Annotated in this window: 17 protein-coding genes; 9 read left to right on the plus strand and 8 right to left on the minus strand. The window is 70.8% G+C overall.

Translation table 11 applies throughout. The annotated features are described in order from the left end of the window. Window positions 1–4: 4 nt before the first annotated feature. Entirely contained in the window at window positions 5–676 is a 672-nt protein-coding gene (locus ABT004_RS02115) for a succinate dehydrogenase (protein ID WP_351330883.1), read from the minus strand. Between the two features lie 132 nt (window positions 677–808). On the opposite strand from ABT004_RS02115, the gene ABT004_RS02120 reads away from it, so the two are divergent. Next, window positions 809–1,702 (plus strand): LysR family transcriptional regulator, encoded by an 894-nt coding sequence (locus ABT004_RS02120; RefSeq protein ID WP_351330884.1) that lies wholly within the window; start codon window positions 809–811, stop codon window positions 1,700–1,702. Window positions 1,703–1,806: 104 nt separating this feature from the next. On the opposite strand, the gene ABT004_RS02125 is transcribed toward ABT004_RS02120, so the two are convergent. The 3 genes from ABT004_RS02125 to ABT004_RS02135 form a co-directional block, all read right to left on the minus strand. Next, on the minus strand, window positions 1,807–3,972 hold the full coding sequence (locus ABT004_RS02125) for a putative bifunctional diguanylate cyclase/phosphodiesterase (RefSeq protein ID WP_351330963.1): 2,166 nt from the start codon (window positions 3,970–3,972) through the stop codon (window positions 1,807–1,809). An 86-nt stretch (window positions 3,973–4,058) separates the two neighbouring features. Continuing rightward, complete coding sequence (locus tag ABT004_RS02130) at window positions 4,059–4,874, minus strand: SAM-dependent methyltransferase (protein WP_351330885.1); 816 nt, start codon at window positions 4,872–4,874, stop codon at window positions 4,059–4,061. A 304-nt stretch (window positions 4,875–5,178) separates the two neighbouring features. After that, window positions 5,179–6,138: an SCO0930 family lipoprotein gene (locus tag ABT004_RS02135; protein ID WP_351330886.1), complete on the minus strand. Its 960-nt coding sequence runs from the start codon at window positions 6,136–6,138 to the stop codon at window positions 5,179–5,181. 252 nt (window positions 6,139–6,390) lie between these two features. Between ABT004_RS02135 and ABT004_RS02140 the strand changes: the two genes are divergently transcribed. From ABT004_RS02140 to ABT004_RS02155, 4 genes are all read left to right on the plus strand, one after another. Then, window positions 6,391–6,936 (plus strand): hypothetical protein, encoded by a 546-nt coding sequence (locus tag ABT004_RS02140; RefSeq protein ID WP_351330887.1) that lies wholly within the window; start codon window positions 6,391–6,393, stop codon window positions 6,934–6,936. 27 nt (window positions 6,937–6,963) lie between these two features. Then, window positions 6,964–7,725, plus strand: a complete 762-nt coding sequence (locus ABT004_RS02145) for a bestrophin-like domain (protein ID WP_351330888.1) — start codon at window positions 6,964–6,966, stop codon at window positions 7,723–7,725. A gap of 157 nt (window positions 7,726–7,882) precedes the next feature. Further along, on the plus strand, window positions 7,883–8,395 hold the full coding sequence (locus tag ABT004_RS02150) for a hypothetical protein (protein WP_351330889.1): 513 nt from the start codon (window positions 7,883–7,885) through the stop codon (window positions 8,393–8,395). Between the two features lie 16 nt (window positions 8,396–8,411). Beyond that, a complete protein-coding gene (locus tag ABT004_RS02155; protein WP_351330890.1) occupies window positions 8,412–9,071 on the plus strand; it encodes a class F sortase in 660 nt (219 codons plus the stop codon). A 7-nt stretch (window positions 9,072–9,078) separates the two neighbouring features. Here ABT004_RS02155 and ABT004_RS02160 read toward each other — a convergent pair whose 3' ends face one another. Continuing rightward, window positions 9,079–9,903 carry a polysaccharide deacetylase family protein gene (locus ABT004_RS02160; RefSeq protein ID WP_351330891.1) on the minus strand — a complete coding sequence of 275 codons (825 nt, stop codon included), beginning with the start codon at window positions 9,901–9,903 and terminating at the stop codon, window positions 9,079–9,081. A gap of 99 nt (window positions 9,904–10,002) precedes the next feature. On the opposite strand from ABT004_RS02160, the gene ABT004_RS02165 reads away from it, so the two are divergent. The 4 genes from ABT004_RS02165 (at window position 10,003) to ABT004_RS02180 (ending at window position 13,329) form a co-directional block, all read left to right on the plus strand. Further along, window positions 10,003–10,464 carry a universal stress protein gene (locus ABT004_RS02165; RefSeq protein ID WP_351330892.1) on the plus strand — a complete coding sequence of 154 codons (462 nt, stop codon included), beginning with the start codon at window positions 10,003–10,005 and terminating at the stop codon, window positions 10,462–10,464. Window positions 10,465–10,573: 109 nt separating this feature from the next. Then, window positions 10,574–11,995: an amino acid permease gene (locus tag ABT004_RS02170; RefSeq protein WP_351330893.1), complete on the plus strand. Its 1,422-nt coding sequence runs from the start codon at window positions 10,574–10,576 to the stop codon at window positions 11,993–11,995. Between the two features lie 128 nt (window positions 11,996–12,123). Then, window positions 12,124–12,660, plus strand: coding sequence for a sigma-70 family RNA polymerase sigma factor (locus tag ABT004_RS02175; RefSeq protein ID WP_351330894.1), 537 nt, complete (start codon window positions 12,124–12,126; stop codon window positions 12,658–12,660). A 147-nt stretch (window positions 12,661–12,807) separates the two neighbouring features. Further along, a complete protein-coding gene (locus tag ABT004_RS02180) occupies window positions 12,808–13,329 on the plus strand; it encodes a hypothetical protein (RefSeq protein ID WP_451187158.1) in 522 nt (173 codons plus the stop codon). A gap of 14 nt (window positions 13,330–13,343) precedes the next feature. On the opposite strand, the gene ABT004_RS02185 is transcribed toward ABT004_RS02180, so the two are convergent. From ABT004_RS02185 to ABT004_RS02195, 3 genes are read right to left on the minus strand one after another with little or no spacing between them, the layout of a single operon-like run. Continuing rightward, complete coding sequence (locus ABT004_RS02185; RefSeq protein WP_351330895.1) at window positions 13,344–14,537, minus strand: sensor histidine kinase; 1,194 nt, start codon at window positions 14,535–14,537, stop codon at window positions 13,344–13,346. Continuing rightward, window positions 14,534–16,111 carry a sodium/solute symporter gene (locus ABT004_RS02190; protein WP_351330896.1) on the minus strand — a complete coding sequence of 526 codons (1,578 nt, stop codon included), beginning with the start codon at window positions 16,109–16,111 and terminating at the stop codon, window positions 14,534–14,536. The genes ABT004_RS02185 and ABT004_RS02190 overlap by 4 nt, the downstream gene beginning before the upstream one ends. Next, a complete protein-coding gene (locus tag ABT004_RS02195; protein ID WP_351330965.1) occupies window positions 16,108–16,458 on the minus strand; it encodes a DUF485 domain-containing protein in 351 nt (116 codons plus the stop codon). Before ABT004_RS02195 ends, ABT004_RS02190 begins: the two co-directional genes overlap by 4 nt. Window positions 16,459–16,540: the final 82 nt, after the last annotated feature.

A 16,540-nucleotide genomic window follows, 5' to 3' on the forward strand; every position in this document is an offset into this window, starting at 1 on the left:
TTCCTCAGCTCACCAATCCGGTCATGACGCCCACGGGCACGGCGATGAAGCCGAGCGTGAGCAGTACGGCGAGTACGTTGCCGACGGCTTTCAGGACGCGGTCCCGGGTCCGGCTGCCGACGCCGAGGGTCTGCGCGGCGCTCCAGAACCCGTGCTGGATGTGGAGGCCGAGGGCGAGCATCGCGACGATGTAGATGACGCTGCTGTACCAGGTCGAGAACGTGTCGATGATGTTCTGGTACGGGTGCAGGTGCTCGTAGCCGCCGGGGTGCACCGTGCCGGTCGTCAGGTCGAGGATGTGCCAGACGATGAACAGGCCGAGGATGATGCCGCCCCAGCGCATGGTGCGCGTGGCGTAGTCGGAGCGCGGCTTCTTGTGCGCGTACTTGCTGGGGCGCGCCTTGTTCCCGCGGCGGCTCAGTTGGTACGCGGAGGTGGCGTGCGCGACGACGGCGACGACCAGCACCACTCGGGCGATCCACAGGCCCCACTCGTAGTGCAGGACGGGCCCGCCCATGGTGCGCAGCCAGGAGGCGTAGTGGTTGATCTCGTCGGGGCCGAAGAAGATCTTGAGGTTCCCGATCATGTGCGCGACCAGGTAGAGCAGCATGACGAGGCCGCTCACCGCCATCACGGTCTTCTTGCCGACGGAGCTGTCCCAGATCGTACGGGGCATGGACGGCCGTCGGTCCGTCCGCGTTGCCAGAGCCATGGGTCAAGACGCTAGAGCCCAAAGGCCCGATCGGTCCAAGACATGGTGCGCCTCATTTCGATAGTCAGTCTCTATCGAAGGGTTATGGTGGCCGATATGCAGTTCCAGCAGCTTCAGTACTTCGTCGCGGTCGCGGAGACCCGGCACTTCACCCGCGCCGCCGAACTGGTGCATGTCGCCCAGCCTTCGCTGTCCCAGCAGATCCGGACGCTCGAGCGGGAGCTGGGGGTCGATCTCTTCCTGCGGGCCCGGGGCAACATCTCGCTGACGGATGCGGGCGAGGCGCTGCTCCCGCTGGCGCGGCGCATCCTCGCCGACGCGGACACGGCGCGGCACGAGGTGCAGGAGCTGGCGCAGCTCAAGCGGGGGCGGGTGCGGCTCGGGGCCACTCCGTCGCTGTGCACGGGGCTGCTGCCGGACGTGCTGCGGTCCTTCCACGACCGGTACCCGGGGATCCAGCTGATGATCGAGGAGGGCGGCTCCCACGACCTCGTACGGGAACTCGCGCGCGGCGCCCTCGACCTCGCGCTCGTCGTGCTCCCGCTGCCGGCGCCCGCGCCCGCCCTGACGACGGTGGAGCTGCTGCGCGAGGAGTTGGTGGTGGTGTCTTCCAAGGACTCGCCCGCGCCGGGGCGGGGCGGGCGGAGGTCCCTGCGGATCTCCGACCTGGAGGGCGAGCGGCTCGTCATGTTCCGGCACGGGTACGACCTGCGGGAGCTGACCGTCGCGGCGTGCCGGGGTGAGGGGTTCGAGCCGGACTTCGCGGTGGAGGGCGGTGAGATGGACGCGGTGCTGGGGTTTGTGCGGGCGGGGCTCGGGGTGGCGGTGGTGCCGTGGATGGTGGCGCATCGGGGCGGGGCGGATCTGCGGGTCACCCCGCTGGCCAAGCCGGGGCTCCACCGCACGATCGCGCTCGCACACCGCTCGGACGTGGCGCCACCACGCGCTGCGCGTGAGCTTCAGCGGATACTTTTTGAGAGGCCGGCCTGAAGGTTCACGCCCCCCCCGGCGCGCGGTTTCGGGGCTCTGCCCCGGACCCCGCGCCTCAATCGCCGGCGGGGCTTGATGTGTCCCGCCGGCGGAGCTTGAAGCGCTCAGCCCGTCGCGTCCGCCAGGGCCAGGTCGTGGAGGCGGTCCGGGGGGCCGGGGCGGGCGTAGTACCAGCCTTGGGCGGTGTCGCAGGCGAGGTGGCGGAGTTGCTCGGCCTGTGCGCCGGTCTCCACGCCCTCGACGGTGACCGACAGGCCGAGGCTGTGGGCGAGCGAGACGATGCCCTCGACGATCTTCAGGTCGACGGGGTCCGCGGGGAACTGCTGCATGCCCTGTGTGAACGAGCGGTCCAGTTTGAGGACGTTCACGGGCAGGCGGCGCAGGTTGGCCAGGTTCGAGTAGCCGGTGCCGAAGTCGTCGAGGGCTATGTCGACGCCCATTTCGGAGAGGCGTCGCAGGGGCTTGAGGAGGTCGTCGTCCGCGCCGATCAGGGCCGACTCCGTGACCTCCAGGCACAGCGCGTCCGGTTCGAGGCCGAAGCGCTCCAGGATGTCGACGGTGTCCGCCACCAGACCGGGGTGGGTGAGCTGCATCGGGGACAGGTTGACGTTGATGCGGAACGGGCCCGCCTCCTGGTACCGGTCCTGCCAGATCCGCGCCTGCCGGACCGATTCCTCCAGGACCCAGCGGCCGAGCGGCACGATCAGACCGGTGTGCTCGGCGAGCGGGATGAAGCGGTCGGGGCCGAGCACGCCGTGCTGCGGGTGCAGCCAGCGGACCAGGGCCTCGGCGCCGCGCACACTGCCGTCGCCGAGGTGCACCAGGGGCTGGTACTCGATGAAGAACTCGCCGCGGTCCAGGGCGGCGGGCAGCGCCGTCGTCAGGCCGTGCCGGGTGATGGCGCGGGCGTCGGCCTCGGGGTCGGCCAGCTCGTAGCGGTTGCCGCCCGCGGACTTCGCCCGGTACATCGTGATGTCGGCGCTGCGCAGCACCTCGGCGGGGCTGCGCTCGGCGGCCGGGCCCTCGACGATGCCGACCGAACCGCGCACGGTCAGCTCGCGCCCGTCGATGCGGATGGGGTCGGCCAGGGCGTGCATGATGCGCCCGGCCAGCTCGTCGACCTCGGCCTCGGTGTCCTTGCCGGTGGTCAGCGCCACGAACTCGTCGCCGCCGAGCCGCGCGACCATCTCTCCGGGGCCGGTGGCGCAGGCCTGGAGGCGGTCCGCAACCTCGACGAGGAGCCGGTCGCCCGCCGCGTGGCCGAGGCTGTCGTTGATGGTCTTGAAGCCGTCGAGGTCGAGGTAGCACAGGCCGAAGCGCATGCCCCCGCCCGCACTGAGCACCTTCTCCAGGCGCTCGAAGAACAGGGTGCGGTTGGGGAGCCCGGTGAGCGCGTCATGGGTGGCTTCGTAGCGCAGCCGCAGGTTCAGCAGGCGGCGCTCGGTCACGTCCTCCATGAGCGCCAGCTGGTACTGGGGCGCGCCGTCCGCGTCGCGCAGCAGTGACACCGTCAGGTTCGTCCACAGGGCGGTGCCGTCCGGGCGCGAGTAGGCCTTGTCCACCCGGTAGTGCTCGCGCTCTCCCTGCACCAGCTCGTGGTACTTGCGCCAGATGTGCGGGGCGTCCTCGGGGTGTGTCAGCTCGTGGGCCTTGCGCTTGAGCAGCTGCTGCCTGCTGCCGCCGAACATCCGCACCATCGTTTCGTTGACCTCGACGATGGTGCCGTCGAGGTCGGCGATCCCGATGCCGATCGCGGCTCCGTGGAACACCGCGCGAAACTTGGCCTCGCTCGCGTGCAGGGCCTCGGCGACGGCGCTGCGGGCATCGAGCGCGGCGCGCGATATGGCCTCCTGTTCAGCGCGGGTGCGCTCCCGCAGCCCGGCCGCGAACCCGGCGGCCATCGCGTGCTGGATACGGGCGCAGCGCGAGCGCAGCTTCTCCGCGTGCTCCACGCGCTCCGCCTCGCCGGAGGGTGCCGCTTCGCCGCAGTGCCGGACGAGGTGTGTCTCCACCACGTCGAGGGTCTGCGTGAGCGCCTCGGGGTCGGTGCAGTGGGCGTCGACCAGGGCCGCGCCGACGGCCTGCGCCTCCGCGCCGTCCAGGGCCTGCGCGCCGAGCGCGGTGCGCAACCGGCGTACGAGCGGCACGAGTTCCGCCTCGAACTCGTGCCGGGTCAGCGAGGTCGCCGTGACCGGGAAGATCGCCCGGCTCCAGAGCACGGCGAACTCGCGCACTCTGTCCTCGGGACCGCCCGACGCATCACCGCCGATGCCGTCGTCGGTCCGTGCCGACCTGCCCGTCCGGCCGGCTTTTCCGGCCGTGGATCCGGGGTTCGTGCCCCGGGAGGATGCAGCAGTCACGCCTTGCGCCCCACTCCCACATAGCCCGCGAAGGTGTACGGGTCCTCGTCCTCTGGGGCGGTGTCGGGCCGCCACACCGGCATCGCCACGATGCCCGGTTCGACCACCTCGTACCCCTTGAAGAACCGTTTGACCTCGTCGCGGTTCCGCATGATCAGCGGATTGCGGACATCGTTTCGATAGACGTCGACCATCCCGTCCGCCCGCTCCGTCTCTATGGGCATGCCCTCATTGGAGGCATGCGTCACAATGAGCAGGCTGCCCGGTGCGAGCGCCTCGCTGAGTTCGGCCACGGCCGCGTACGGGTCGTCGGCCTCTTCGATGAAGTGCAGTACGGCGACGAGGAGCAGTGCCACCGGCCGCTCCAGGTCGATCAGTTCGGCGACTTCGGGGCTCCCCAGGATCTCCCGCGGCTTGCGGAGATCCGCCGTGACGACTCCCGTGTGCGGGACGTCCTCGAGGACCGCCCTGCTGTGCGCGACGGCGACCGGGTCGTGGTCGACGTACACCACGCTCGCCCCGGGGCTCGCCTGCTGGGCCACCTCGTGCACATTGCCGAACGTCGGGATGCCGGAGCCGATGTCGAGGAACTGCGTGATGCCGAGCCCGGCGGCGTACCGCACGGCCCGGCGCATGAACGCCCGGTTCGCCTGCATGATCTTCGGCAGCCCCGGCAGGAACTCCATGGCCTTGCGGGCGGCCTCCCGGTCGACCTCGAAGTTGTGCGAACCGCCCAGGTAGAAGTCGTAGATACGGGACACACTGGGCACCGAGATGTCGATGCCCAGTGGGGCCCAGGCGGGACGCTGCATCAAGGTCTCCATGGCGTAGGCGTGCCGGTGTTCGAGCAGAGGCTACTGATCCACCGCCAATGGAGCGAGTCAAAACGGAAATTGACCGTCCGTTCCCGGTCACTGCCTCCGTCACGTGCCAATCGGCAACGATCAGAAACCATCCCGAAACCTTCTCTTTCCCCGACTTCCCCGACGAAAAGAACCGGCCCGCTCCCTCCACACGGCCTGACCTGGCCATGCGGGGAACGGACCGGCGACGAGCCAATTCCGTTGACGACTCTACTGTGAGCGCCTCACTGAACGCGCTTGCCCCTCCTGGTTGTTACTTCGGAGCGCCTACCGGCTTTCCATTCGGAGCCGCCGCGTACCAAGTACCTCCCACGCCCTGTCCGTTGGTGTCACCTGGCTTTTTGTCGCCCGAGAAGGTGTAGACGGGCCAGCAGTTCAGGGTCTGCTGCTTGGTTCCGTCGGGCCTTGTGAAGGTCATGTATCCCTTCAGTGGAATGTTCCTCGTGTCGTTCTTCGCAACCGGAGCGAGCGCGGGCCACTTCTCGGCGCAGGCGCCGACACAGTTCGACTTGATGGGCCACGCCGAGTCCTTGAGGAAGCGGTAGACCGTCATACCGTTCTTGTCGACGACGACCTCGCCGAGCTTCGGGGCGTTGCGCGTCGACAGGCCTTCGAGGTCGGCGGGCACGGCCCCGGCCTCCTGCTCCGCCTTCTTGTTGGCCTTCTTGCCGTCGGGGGCCGCGGCCCACCAAGTGCCGCCCACGCCCTGGCCCTTGACGTCGCCGGCCTTCTTGTCCATCGCGTAGTGGTACATGGGCCAGCCGTCGACCGTCAGCTGCTTCGTGCCGTCGGCGGCGGTGACCTCGCCGAGCAGCGAGGCGTCGACCCCGGGCGCGGCCTTGGCGCCGCTCGCCGGCACGACCGGCCACGCCTTCAGGCAGGCCGCGTCACAGTTCGACTTGGGCGGTTCGGCGGTGTCCTTGTCGAAGCGGTACAGGGTCATACCGTCGCTGTCGGTGAGCACCTTGCCGAGTTCCTTGCTGTCCCACGAGGCCAGTTGTCCGGCCGACTTGGCCTTGGCGGCGCTCTTGTCGGTGCTGCCCGACGAGCCGTAGCCGTCGGAGGACCCGTAACCGCCCTGCGCGTCGGCCGCGCTGCCCACGTTCTGGCCCGTGGATGCCTGGTCGCCCTGGTCCTGACCGCACGCCGTCGTGAGCGCCAGCAGGGCCGCAGCTGTCGCTACGAGCGAGGCGCTCCGCCAGGAGGTCTTCATCTCAACTCCCGCACATTGCTTGGGTGTTGTGCGATCCGGGGTGGGCCGCACATGGCCCTAGGTACGCGCGGCGGTGACGGCTGTGTTCAATGCGCGGGAAGATTTCTTCGGGTGCGGCAGCGGCCTGCGCCCTGGGGGCGCAGCTCCGGTGGCAGGCCCGCGTACGTCCGCAAACCCGAATGCTCCCGCGCCCCACCATCGGGGCATTCCGGGCCCGTGTCGGCGTGCCGGGGCCCGCCACTGCTCAGGATCATGGTCGTGCATCGAACCAAGCGCTCCGGATCGGCCCTGGTCACCCGCGTCATCGCGGTGCTCGCCACCGCGTGGCTGTGCGGCGCGCCGAGCGCGGCCGCCACCGCCGCACCGGTCGCCGTCCCGGCCGACAACTGCGCGTACGCCTCCGTGGACGGCGGCTCGTCGGGCCACGCGGTGGCGGTCTCCGGCAGCGGCGTCTGCCGCGCGGGCCCCAGCACGCCCCCGCCGAAGAAGCCCGCGCCCAAGCCTCCGCCTCCGAAACCGGCACCCCCGCCACCGCCGCCCCCTCCGCCGACACCGACGCCTCCCCCGCCTCCGCCACCGCCCCCTGCTCCCGAACCACCCCCGAAACCCCGGCCGAAGCCGACGCCGACCCCGACCCATACGAAGCCCCCACCACCAAGTCCGAAGCCGGTGCACTACCCGGCCTACCGCCCGACCGCCCACCGCGCCCCACCGCGCGACGGCCCGTCCCTGGTCACGCTCACCCTGCTCATCACCGCACCCGCGGTGCTCGCTGTCGCCGCACTGCGTCCCCGCTGAACTTGTTGAACATTTGTGGAGTTGTCGATGTCGGAATGGCTTGTTCTCGCCCTCGCGATGCTCGCGGTCTGCGGTGTCGTCCTCGTCGTCCAGGTCCTGCAGCAGCGCAGGATCGGCGATGACGACGATCCGTCCGAGACCCCCGACGTCATCGAGTACATGACGATGATGATCGGCGTGGTCTACGCGATCGTCCTCGGCCTCGCCATCGCGGGTGTCTGGGAGGGCCGCAGCGCGGCCGAGGACCACGTACGCAACGAGGCGCAGGCGCTGCACGAGATCCATGAGCGCGTCCGGGTCTACCCGGCGGACGTACGCGACCGGATTCGCACGGATGTCGACAGGTATGTCAGCCATGTCGTCACCACCGAGTGGAACTCGATGCGCACCAAGGGCGAACTGACCGCGAAGGGCGACGCGCTGCTGAAGACGGTGCGCGAGGACGTCACGGACTTCGAGCCGAAGAACGACTTCCAGGCGCAGGCCTATCAGCCGCTGCTCGACCAGGTGACGGCCGCCGACGAGGCGCGCGGCGCGCGTTCGGACTCGACCGGCGCCACGATGCCGGGCGTCGTCTGGTTCGGCCTGGTCGCCGGCGCCCTGGTCACCATCGGCATGATCTTCGCGCTGCAGATCAGGCGCACCAGGCGCGAGCTGGTCCTCGCCGGGCTCTTCTCGTCCCTGATCGCGTTCCTGCTCTTCCTGATCTGGGACCTCGACGCCCCGTACAGCCGGGGCGTCGCGGCCACGGCGGAACCCTTCCTGATGCTGTTCCCCGGCGCCCACTGACCGGAAGCCACCTGACCGGCCCACACGTGTGCCCCGTTCGTACGACACGGATCGCGGCCGTACGGGGGTGTCCTTAGCGTTTCCGGCATCGAGGTGCCCGTCCCCTGCGCGCGGAACCGATCCGCTGCCGCTCCTCGTGAACTCCGGAGGAACCCCCATGCACGCGATACGTGCCGCATCCGCCGTTGCGCTCTCGCTGGCCGCTCTGACCTTGACCGCACCGTCGGCCGCTGCCGAGGACCCGGGCCCTGGCTCGTTCCGGCCGAGCATCTCCCCCACCACGATCGCCGCGGGCGGCACGGTGTCCCTGTCGGCCACCGGCTGCGAGGGAGTTACCGAGGTTTCGGCCGAGGTGTTCGCCACCGTCACGATTCCGCCCCGGCAGGGCCCTCACCCCGCGAAGGTGGACTGGGACGCGAAACAGGGCAACACCTACCCCGTGACGTTCATCTGCAACGGCGGCAAACCCCACACGGCCCAGCTCACCATCGCCACCGGCCGCCCCGACGCCTCCCCCAGCCCCGTCCCGCAGGGCGTCAAGGCCGGGATCGGTGGCAGTGCCGGAGGGCTCGATCTGCAGGAGGTCGCCCTCGGTGGCGCCCTGATCGCGGGCGCGCTCGGCACCGCATACGTCGTGGCCCGCCGCCGCACCGGCGACAAGCGCGCCTGACCCGCCCCGCCACCCCATGTCGAACTGGCGCTTCGCGGACGAGGAACGGCCCAGAAGGCGCGCCCCGTGGGGCGTGCTCGCACTGGTGCTGCTCACGGGGCTCGCGCTCGTCCGCAGCGGGTCGGGGCAGGTCGACTCCGGCCCCCCGCAGCCCGCCTCCGCCGCGACCGCCGAACGGCGCACCCCCGAGCAGGCGCGGGCGGAGGCCGTCCGTCCGCTGCCCTTCTCGCCGGTCGAGCGGGTCCGGGTTCCGGCGATCCGGGTCGACGCCCCGGTGGCGGAGGTCGGCCTGGACGCGGAGGGCTGGATCGACGCGCCGCCGCCCGAGGAGGCGAACCTGGCGGGCTGGTTCACGGGGGCCGCGGCGCCAGGTGAGCGGGGCACCGCGGTCGTCGTGGGCCATGTCGACAACGCGCGCGGCCCCGCCGTCTTCTACGGCCTGGGCTCACTGCACGAGGGCCACCACGTGGAGATCCGGCGCAAGGACGGCAGGACGGCCGTCTTCCGGGTCTACGGGGTCGAGGTGTTCGCGAAGTCCCGCTTTCCGGGGCGCAAGGTCTACCGCTCGCGCGGCACGCCGGAGCTGCGGCTCATCACGTGTGGCGGCCACTTTTCGAAGCGCGACGGATATGAGGGCAACGTCGTGGCGTTCGCCCGCCTGGTGTCGACGCGCTGAGGCCATGTCACACCCCGTAGGGGCGCGGCACCGTCATCCGGTATCCCGCGTCGAGCAAGCGTGGCAAATAGGTACGCACCGCCGTGAGCGTCTGGGAGCGGTCGCCTCCCGCGTCGTGGTTGAGCACGATCACGCCGGGCGCGGCTCGGTGCACCACTCGCGAGATCACCGTCGGGGCTCCGGGGTTGTCCCAGTCGAGCGAGTCCACGGTCCAGGCCAGCGGCTCCATGCCGAGTTCGGAACCCAGCTCGAAGACGTTCCGGTTCCACGCTCCGTAGGGTGCCCGGAACCAGAGCGGCGGCTCGCCGATGGTCCGCTCGACGAGCTCGCTGGTGCGCTCGATCTCGGCACGGATCCGCGTCCGGTCCAGCTTCAGGAGCAGGGGGTGCGTCCAGGTGTGGTTGCCGATGACGTGTCCTTCGCCGGCCATCCTGCGCAGCAGGTCGGGGCTCTCCCGCGCCCTGTCACCGCACACGAGGAACGTCGCGCGCACGTCGTGCTCGCGCAGGATCCGCAGGATCTCGGGGGTGTACGCGGGGTCGGGCCCGTCGTCGAAGGTGAGCGCCATGGCGCGGTCGCCGGGCTCGGTGTCCAGCCTCAGGACGGGCTCGGTGCGCACCTTCAGTGCCGCGCGCCGCGGGCCGCCGGGACCGGCCATCGGGCGCAGCCGGTACGTGGACGGTTCGCGCACGGGACGGGCGGCCCCGCCCGCCGGGGCCGGGGCGGCGAGCTGCCGGTCGGGGCCGGTACAACCGGTGAGCGCGGCGAGTCCGACGACGGTGAAGCCGCGCAGCAACGCGCGCCGTCCGGGGGTGTCCTGATGCTTTGTCATGATTGATGCGTGACACGGCACGCGGGCGCCGCGCACGGAACCACCGGATGGGACGCGGGAAAGCACCTGATCGGCGGCTTCTCGGTTAACCTCTGCCGCGTGACCGAAGATCAGCCACATCAGTTCGAACGCGGCACCGACGGACCGAAAGTGATCGTCGTCGGCGTCGACGGTTCCGATTCCTCGTTCCGCGCGGCGGCCTACGCGGGGGGCCTGGCCCGCAGGCAGCGGGCGCTGCTCGCCGTGGTCTATGTGCAGCCCCTGATCACGGGCGGGGCCGCGCTCGGGGTACCCGTCGCCGAGACGACCGACGAGATCGCGGAGGGGCTCATCGCCTACATCCGCGAGGCCACGGAGCGGGTCAAGGGCATATACGACGTGCGCTGGGAGTTCCACACCTTCCGCGGCGACCCGTTCAACGGTCTGGTCACGGCCGCCGACGAGTTGACGGCGGACGCGGTGGTGGTCGGCGCGTCGGAGCAGGCGGGTCACCGCATCGTCGGCTCGGTCGCCGTACGTCTGGTGAAGGCGGGCCGCTGGCCGGTCACGGTCGTCCCGTAAAGATTTCCGTGGGTGCCTCTACGGCGCTGCTGTCTTCCGAACCCGCTGCCACAGGGGCATCATGATCGGCCGTCAGCCGTCGTCGCAGCAGCGAAGAGGTGAGGTCCCCATGGCCGTCCCCCCAAAGATCTCGAGAGGGCATGGCGTACTGCGCCGCAAGCCCATCGAGCAGATCGAGGACACGGAGTCCGGAGGGAAGCTCACCCGTTCGCTCGGCCTGTGGCAGCTCACCTCGATCGGTGTCGGCGGCATCATCGGCGCAGGCATCTTCACCCTCGCCGGCACCGTCGCGAACGGCACGGCGGGGCCCGCGGTCCTCGTCTCGTTCCTCATCGCGGGCATCGCGAGCGCGGCGGCCGCGCTGTCGTACGCGGAGTTCGCCGGGATGATCCCGAAAGCCGGGTCCGCGTACACGTACGGCTACGCGGTGCTCGGTGAGCTCGTCGGCTGGTTCATCGGCTGGGACCTGCTCCTGGAGTACACGGCGATCGTCGCGGTCGTCGCGATCGGCATCTCCGGCTACTTCAGCTTCCTGCTGGGCGAGATGGGACTCGACCTTCCCAGCTGGATGCTGGGCGCGCCGGGCACCGGCAGCGGCCACAAGGTCGACCTGTTCGCCGCCGCGCTGTGTCTGCTCATCGCGTGGCTGCTGAACATGGGCATGAAGAACGCGGCCCGCTTCGAGACCTTCGTGGTCGTGCTCAAGGTCCTCGTGGTGCTGCTCGTCATCGGCGTCGGCGTCTTCCACATCAACTCGGGCAACTACACGCCGTTCTTCCCGTTCGGCGTCAGCGGAGCGTTCACCGGCGCCGCCACGGTCTTCTTCGCGGTCTTCGGCTACGACGCCATGTCGACGGCGGCCGAGGAGTCGAAGGACGCGCAGCGCCACATGCCGAAGGCAATCATCTACTCGCTCATCATCTCGATGATCCTTTACGTGCTTGCCTGCCTGGTCCTGACCGGCATGCAGAACTACAAGGACATCGACCCGGAGAGCGGATTCTCGACCGCGTTCAAGTCGGTGGGCCTGGGCGGCCTCGCGGACGTCATCGCGGTGGGCGCGATCATCGGCATCCTCACCGTGATGTTCACGTTCATGCTGGGCGTCACGCGCGTGTGGTTCGCCATGTCGCGCGACGGTCTGCTGCCGAAGTGGTTCGCGAAGACCCACCCGACGCGGAACGTGCCGACCCGTGTGACGTGGATCGTCGGCTTCTGCTCCGCCGCCATCGCCGGTTTCCTGCCGATCGGCGAGGCGGCCGAACTCACCAACATCGGGATCCTGTTGGCGTTCGTCGTGGTCTGTGTGGCGATCATCGTGCTGCGCTACCGTCAGCCGGAGCTGCCGCGCACCTTCCGCACGCCGGCCATGCCGTTCGTGCCCGCCGTGGGCATCGTCTTCTCGATCTGGCTGATCACGTTCCTGCAGTGGCAGACGTGGGTGCGGTTCGCCGTGTGGTTCCTGATCGGTCTGGTCATCTACTTCACCTACTCCTACAAAAAGTCCGAATTGGCCCGCACATCCGACTGATTCCGCACTGGCCACCGGGGCTCCGCCCGTCCCGCTCACCGCACCGCTCGTCGAGGGCTTCGCCCCGCCCGCCGCAGATCCCCGCGCGTCCCCTGGGCGCGCGGGACGGGCTGCGTTGGCATACGCCCATGACGACGGCGCTCACGACACCCACGACGACGGAGGAGGACCTCGCCCAGGTCCAGCGGGAGCACGGCGGTCCGCTCTTCTCGTTCCTGCTGCGCCTGTGCGACGGTGACGCCCAGCGCGCGGAGGACCTGGTCCAGGAGACGTACGTACGCGCCTGGCAGCATCCGGAGGCCCTCGACCCACGCTACGAGTCGGTGCGGCCCTGGCTGTTCACGGTCGGGCGGCGGCTCGCCATCGACGCCCGCAGGGCGCGGCTCTCGCGGCCCGCAGAGGTGGGCGACGCCGTCCTGGAGAACGCCCGGGTGTGCGCGGACCACGCGGAGCGCTCGGCGGCCGCTCTCGACGTGCGGGAGGCGGTGGCGACCCTCTCCCCCGAACACCGTGCCGTCCTGCTCGAGGTCTACTTCAAGGGCGCCAGTGTGTCGGAGGCCGCACACGCGCTCAACATTCCCACCGGTACGGTGAAGTCCCGTGCGTATTACGCGTTGCGGGCGTTGCGGCGCGTCCTTCCGGGTTACGCATCCGACCTGCGGTGAAACCGTAGGCCGGGTCAAGCATCGGTAAAGCGCCTTGCTCCGCACCCCCTTTCCTCGGTTGAGTAATCCGCTGTCCTCCCCGTTGAGTTGAGGCGGGTGGGTCCGGGGGCCGAAGCAGCACGCGGACCGGAGGAAGGCAGGAAGGCGATGCGGTACGGGAGCGATGAGGGCACGGACGGCATGTCCGGCGCCGAGGGTGGACCGGGCGGCGGACTCGTCGTCCCCATGGCGTGGTTGTACGCGGAATACATCGCGGACGAGTTGCTGCGGACGGGCGACCTGATGCCGCCCACGTCCTTCGAGTTCAAGGCGGGCCGTGACGCGCTCGCGCTGACGATCTTCCTGTCCGACGCGGGCGACGAACTCTCCGGGATCCGCGTCGTGTCCCAACTGGAGAACTGGCTGTCGCTGACGGCGTACGACCAGCCGTGGCAGTCGTGGGTACGGGACCGCTTCGCGGAGCGGCTCGACCGGGACGCGAGGGCCCGGCGGCCCTCGCCCGACCTGCTGCTCGCCGAGGCGGCGTGGAGATGGCTGGAGGAGACGGAGCTGCTCGCCCCCGACCTGGACGCGGTGCCCGTGCCGGACGAGGAGGACGGGCCGCAGGTGTGGACACCTGCGTGGCAACTCGGCTTACCGCTCGGCCACTTGGCGATTTCGCTTTTCTGAGCGGGCCGCGGACCCTACGGCGCGTACACGCCCGCCCGGTACTTCGGGATCCGGATCGTGATCTTCATGCCCGCGCCCTCCGCGGTCTCGATCACCAGGCCGTACGCGTCGCCGAAGACCTGGCGCAGGCGTTCGTCGACGTTGGAGAGGCCGATGCCGTGGCCCTGGCCGCCCTCGCCGCGCAGGATCGCCCGGAGTTCGCCGGGGTTCATGCCGACGCCGTCGTCCTCGATGACGACCTCGGCCTCGGCGCCCGCGTCGGTGGCGCCGATCGAGATGCGGCTGCGGGCGGCGGCGCCCTCCAGGCCGTGCTTGACCGCGTTCTCGACGAGCGGCTGGAGGCACAGGAACGGCAGCGTCACCGGCAGGACCTCCGGGGCGATCTGCAGGGTGACGGAGAGGCGGTCGCCGAAGCGGGCGCGGACGAGGGCCAAGTACTGGTCGATGGAGTGCAGTTCGTCGGCGAGCGTCGTGAAGTCGCCGTGCCGGCGGAAGGAGTAGCGGGTGAAGTCGGCGAATTCCAGCAGGAGTTCGCGGGCCCGCTCGGGGTCCGTGCGGACGAACGAGGCGATCGCCGCGAGGGAGTTGAAGATGAAGTGCGGTGAGATCTGCGCGCGCAGCGCCTTGATCTCCGCCTCGATGAGGCGGGTGCGGGAGCGGTCCAGCTCGGCGAGTTCGAGCTGGACCGAGACCCAGCGGGCGACCTCGTCGGTGGCGCGGGCCAGCACCGCGGACTCCCGGGCCGCGTAGGCGACGACGGCACCGAGCACCCGGCCGTCCGCGACCACGGGCGCCGCCACCGCCCACCCCAGCGGGCAGTCGTCGTCTCCGCATCCGCAGTCGAACGCGGCGCTGCGGCCTCCCGTGAGCACCGTGTCGACGCGCTCCATCACCTGGGCGGCGTGGGCGTGTTCGGCTGCCCCGTCCCACGCGAGGACCGTGGAGCGGTTGGTGACGGCGAGGGCGTCAGTGCCGAGCAGCGTACGCAGGCGGCGCGCGGACTTGCGGGCGGTGTCCTCGGTGAGCCCCGCACGCAGCGCGGGGGCGGCGAGCGAGGCGGTGTGCAGGGTCTCGAAGGTGGCGCGCTCCACGGGCGTGCCGACGTCGCTGCGCCCATCGGGGTGCGCGGTGCGCCGTCCGAGCAGGAACCCTGCGCCGAGCAGGACGGGGCACAGGGCGATGAGAACCGCGGTGACGGTACCGCTCACTGCGACCCGCCTCCCGTCTCCCCCGCACGTGCCCGCGACGTCCGGCCGTCCAGTCCCTCGCGGCCCCGCCCGGCCGCGCCCAGCGACTCGGGGAGGTGCAGGCGCGTCATCGTCGCCGTCGTGTGCGGCGGGATCGCGGCCCGCGTGGCCAGGGACACGAGGATCATCGCGAGGAAGCCGACCGGCACCGACCACACGGCCGGCCAGGCCAGCAGCGTGTGCAGCCAGCCCGAGGTGTCCGGCCCTGCCACCGTCAGCGTCACCGCCACCAGGGCCGAGCCGCCCCCGAGGAACAGGCCCGCGAGCGCGCCGGGCGGGGTGAGGCGGCGCCACCAGATGCCCAGGATGAGCAGGGGGCAGAACGAGGACGCCGACACCGCGAACGCCATGCCGACCGCGTCCGCGACCGGCACCCCGTCCACCAGGAGCGCCCCGCCGAGCGGCATCGCGATCGCGAGCAGCACGGCGAGCCGGAAGTGCCGTACGCCGCGCGCCTGCAGCACGTCCTGGCTGACGACTCCTGCGACCGCCATGGTCAGCCCCGACGCGGTGGACAGGAACGCCGCGAACGCGCCGCCCGCGACCAGTGCGCCCAGGAGGTCGCCCGCCACCCCGTCGAAGACGCGCCCCGGCAGCAGCAGCACGGTGGCGTCGGCGTCCTGGGTGGCGGTGAGTTCGGGCGCGTACAGGCGGCCCAGCCAGCCGTACACGGGCGGCAGCAGGTAGAAGAGGCCGATCAGTGAGAGGACCACGACGGTGGTGCGGCGGGCCGCGCGGCCGTTGGGGCTGGTGTAGAAGCGGACGACGACGTGCGGCAGGCCCATGGTGCCGAGGAACGTGGCCATGATCAGGCCGTACGTGGCGTAGAGCGGGTGGTCGGCGCGGCTGGTGGCGAGCGGCCGGCCCGCGCCGACGCCGGCGGTCGGCGGGGTGAGGGTCGCGGCCTCCGGTGGCGGGGCGCCCTGGCCGTGCCAGGCCAGCAGGAGGAAGAAGGCGGGCACCAGGAGGGCCGTGAGCTTGAGCCAGTACTGGAAGGCCTGGACGAAGGTGATCGAGCGCATGCCGCCTGCCGCGACCGCGAGGACCACGACCGCGGCGACGAGCGTCGCGCCGAACCAGCGGGGCGCACCCGTGAGGATCTGGAGCGTGAGCCCCGCGCCCTGGAGCTGGGGCACCAGGTACAGCCAGCCCGCCCCGACCACGAACAGGCTGACCACGCGCCGCACCTGGCGGGATTCGAGGCGTCCTTCGGCGAAGTCGGGCAGCGTGTACGCGCCCGAGCGGCGCAGCGGGGCCGCGACGAAGACGAGCAGGACCAGGTAGCCGGCCGTGTAGCCGACCGAGTACCAGAGCATGTCCGGGCCGTGGATGAGGAGCAGGCCCGCGATGCCGAGGAAGGACGCGGCCGAGAGGTACTCGCCGCTGATCGCCGCCGCGTTGAGGCGGGGGCCCACCGTGCGGGACGCGACGTAGAAGTCGGACGTCGTGCGGGAGACGCGCAGGCCGAAGCCGCCGATGAGGACGGTGGCGAGGACGACGACGGCCACCGCGGGGATCGCGTACGCCTCGTTCACGGCGTTCCATGGTCGTGCGCGTCGGCCGGGCGGCCGCGTACGAGGTCGGCGAAGTCGCGTTCGTTGCGCTCGGCGCGGCGGACGTACCACCAGGCGATGAGCACGAGGAACGGGTAGCAGCCGAAGCCGAGGACGAGCCATTGGACGGGGGCGTTGCGCAGGGCGCCGAAGAAGAGGGGGAGGGCGGCGACGGGGACGGCGAGGAGCATGAACGCGGTGATTCCGGCGCGGAGTTGGCTGCGCATGAGGGAGCGGACGTAGGCGGCGCCGAGTGTGGTTTGTTCGTCGATCTCCCACTGCGTGCGGGGGCCTGCCGGGCCGGGGGGTCGGCGGGGTTCGCCGGTCACGGTTTCGCGTTGCGGGGGATCGTGCACGGGCGGAGTTTAGGCAGGTGGGGTTGGATCGGGGAAGGGGTGGCTCGCGGTTCCA

The organism is Streptomyces sp. NPDC002790, from assembly GCF_040295505.1.
Lineage (GTDB): Bacteria > Actinomycetota > Actinomycetes > Streptomycetales > Streptomycetaceae > Streptomyces.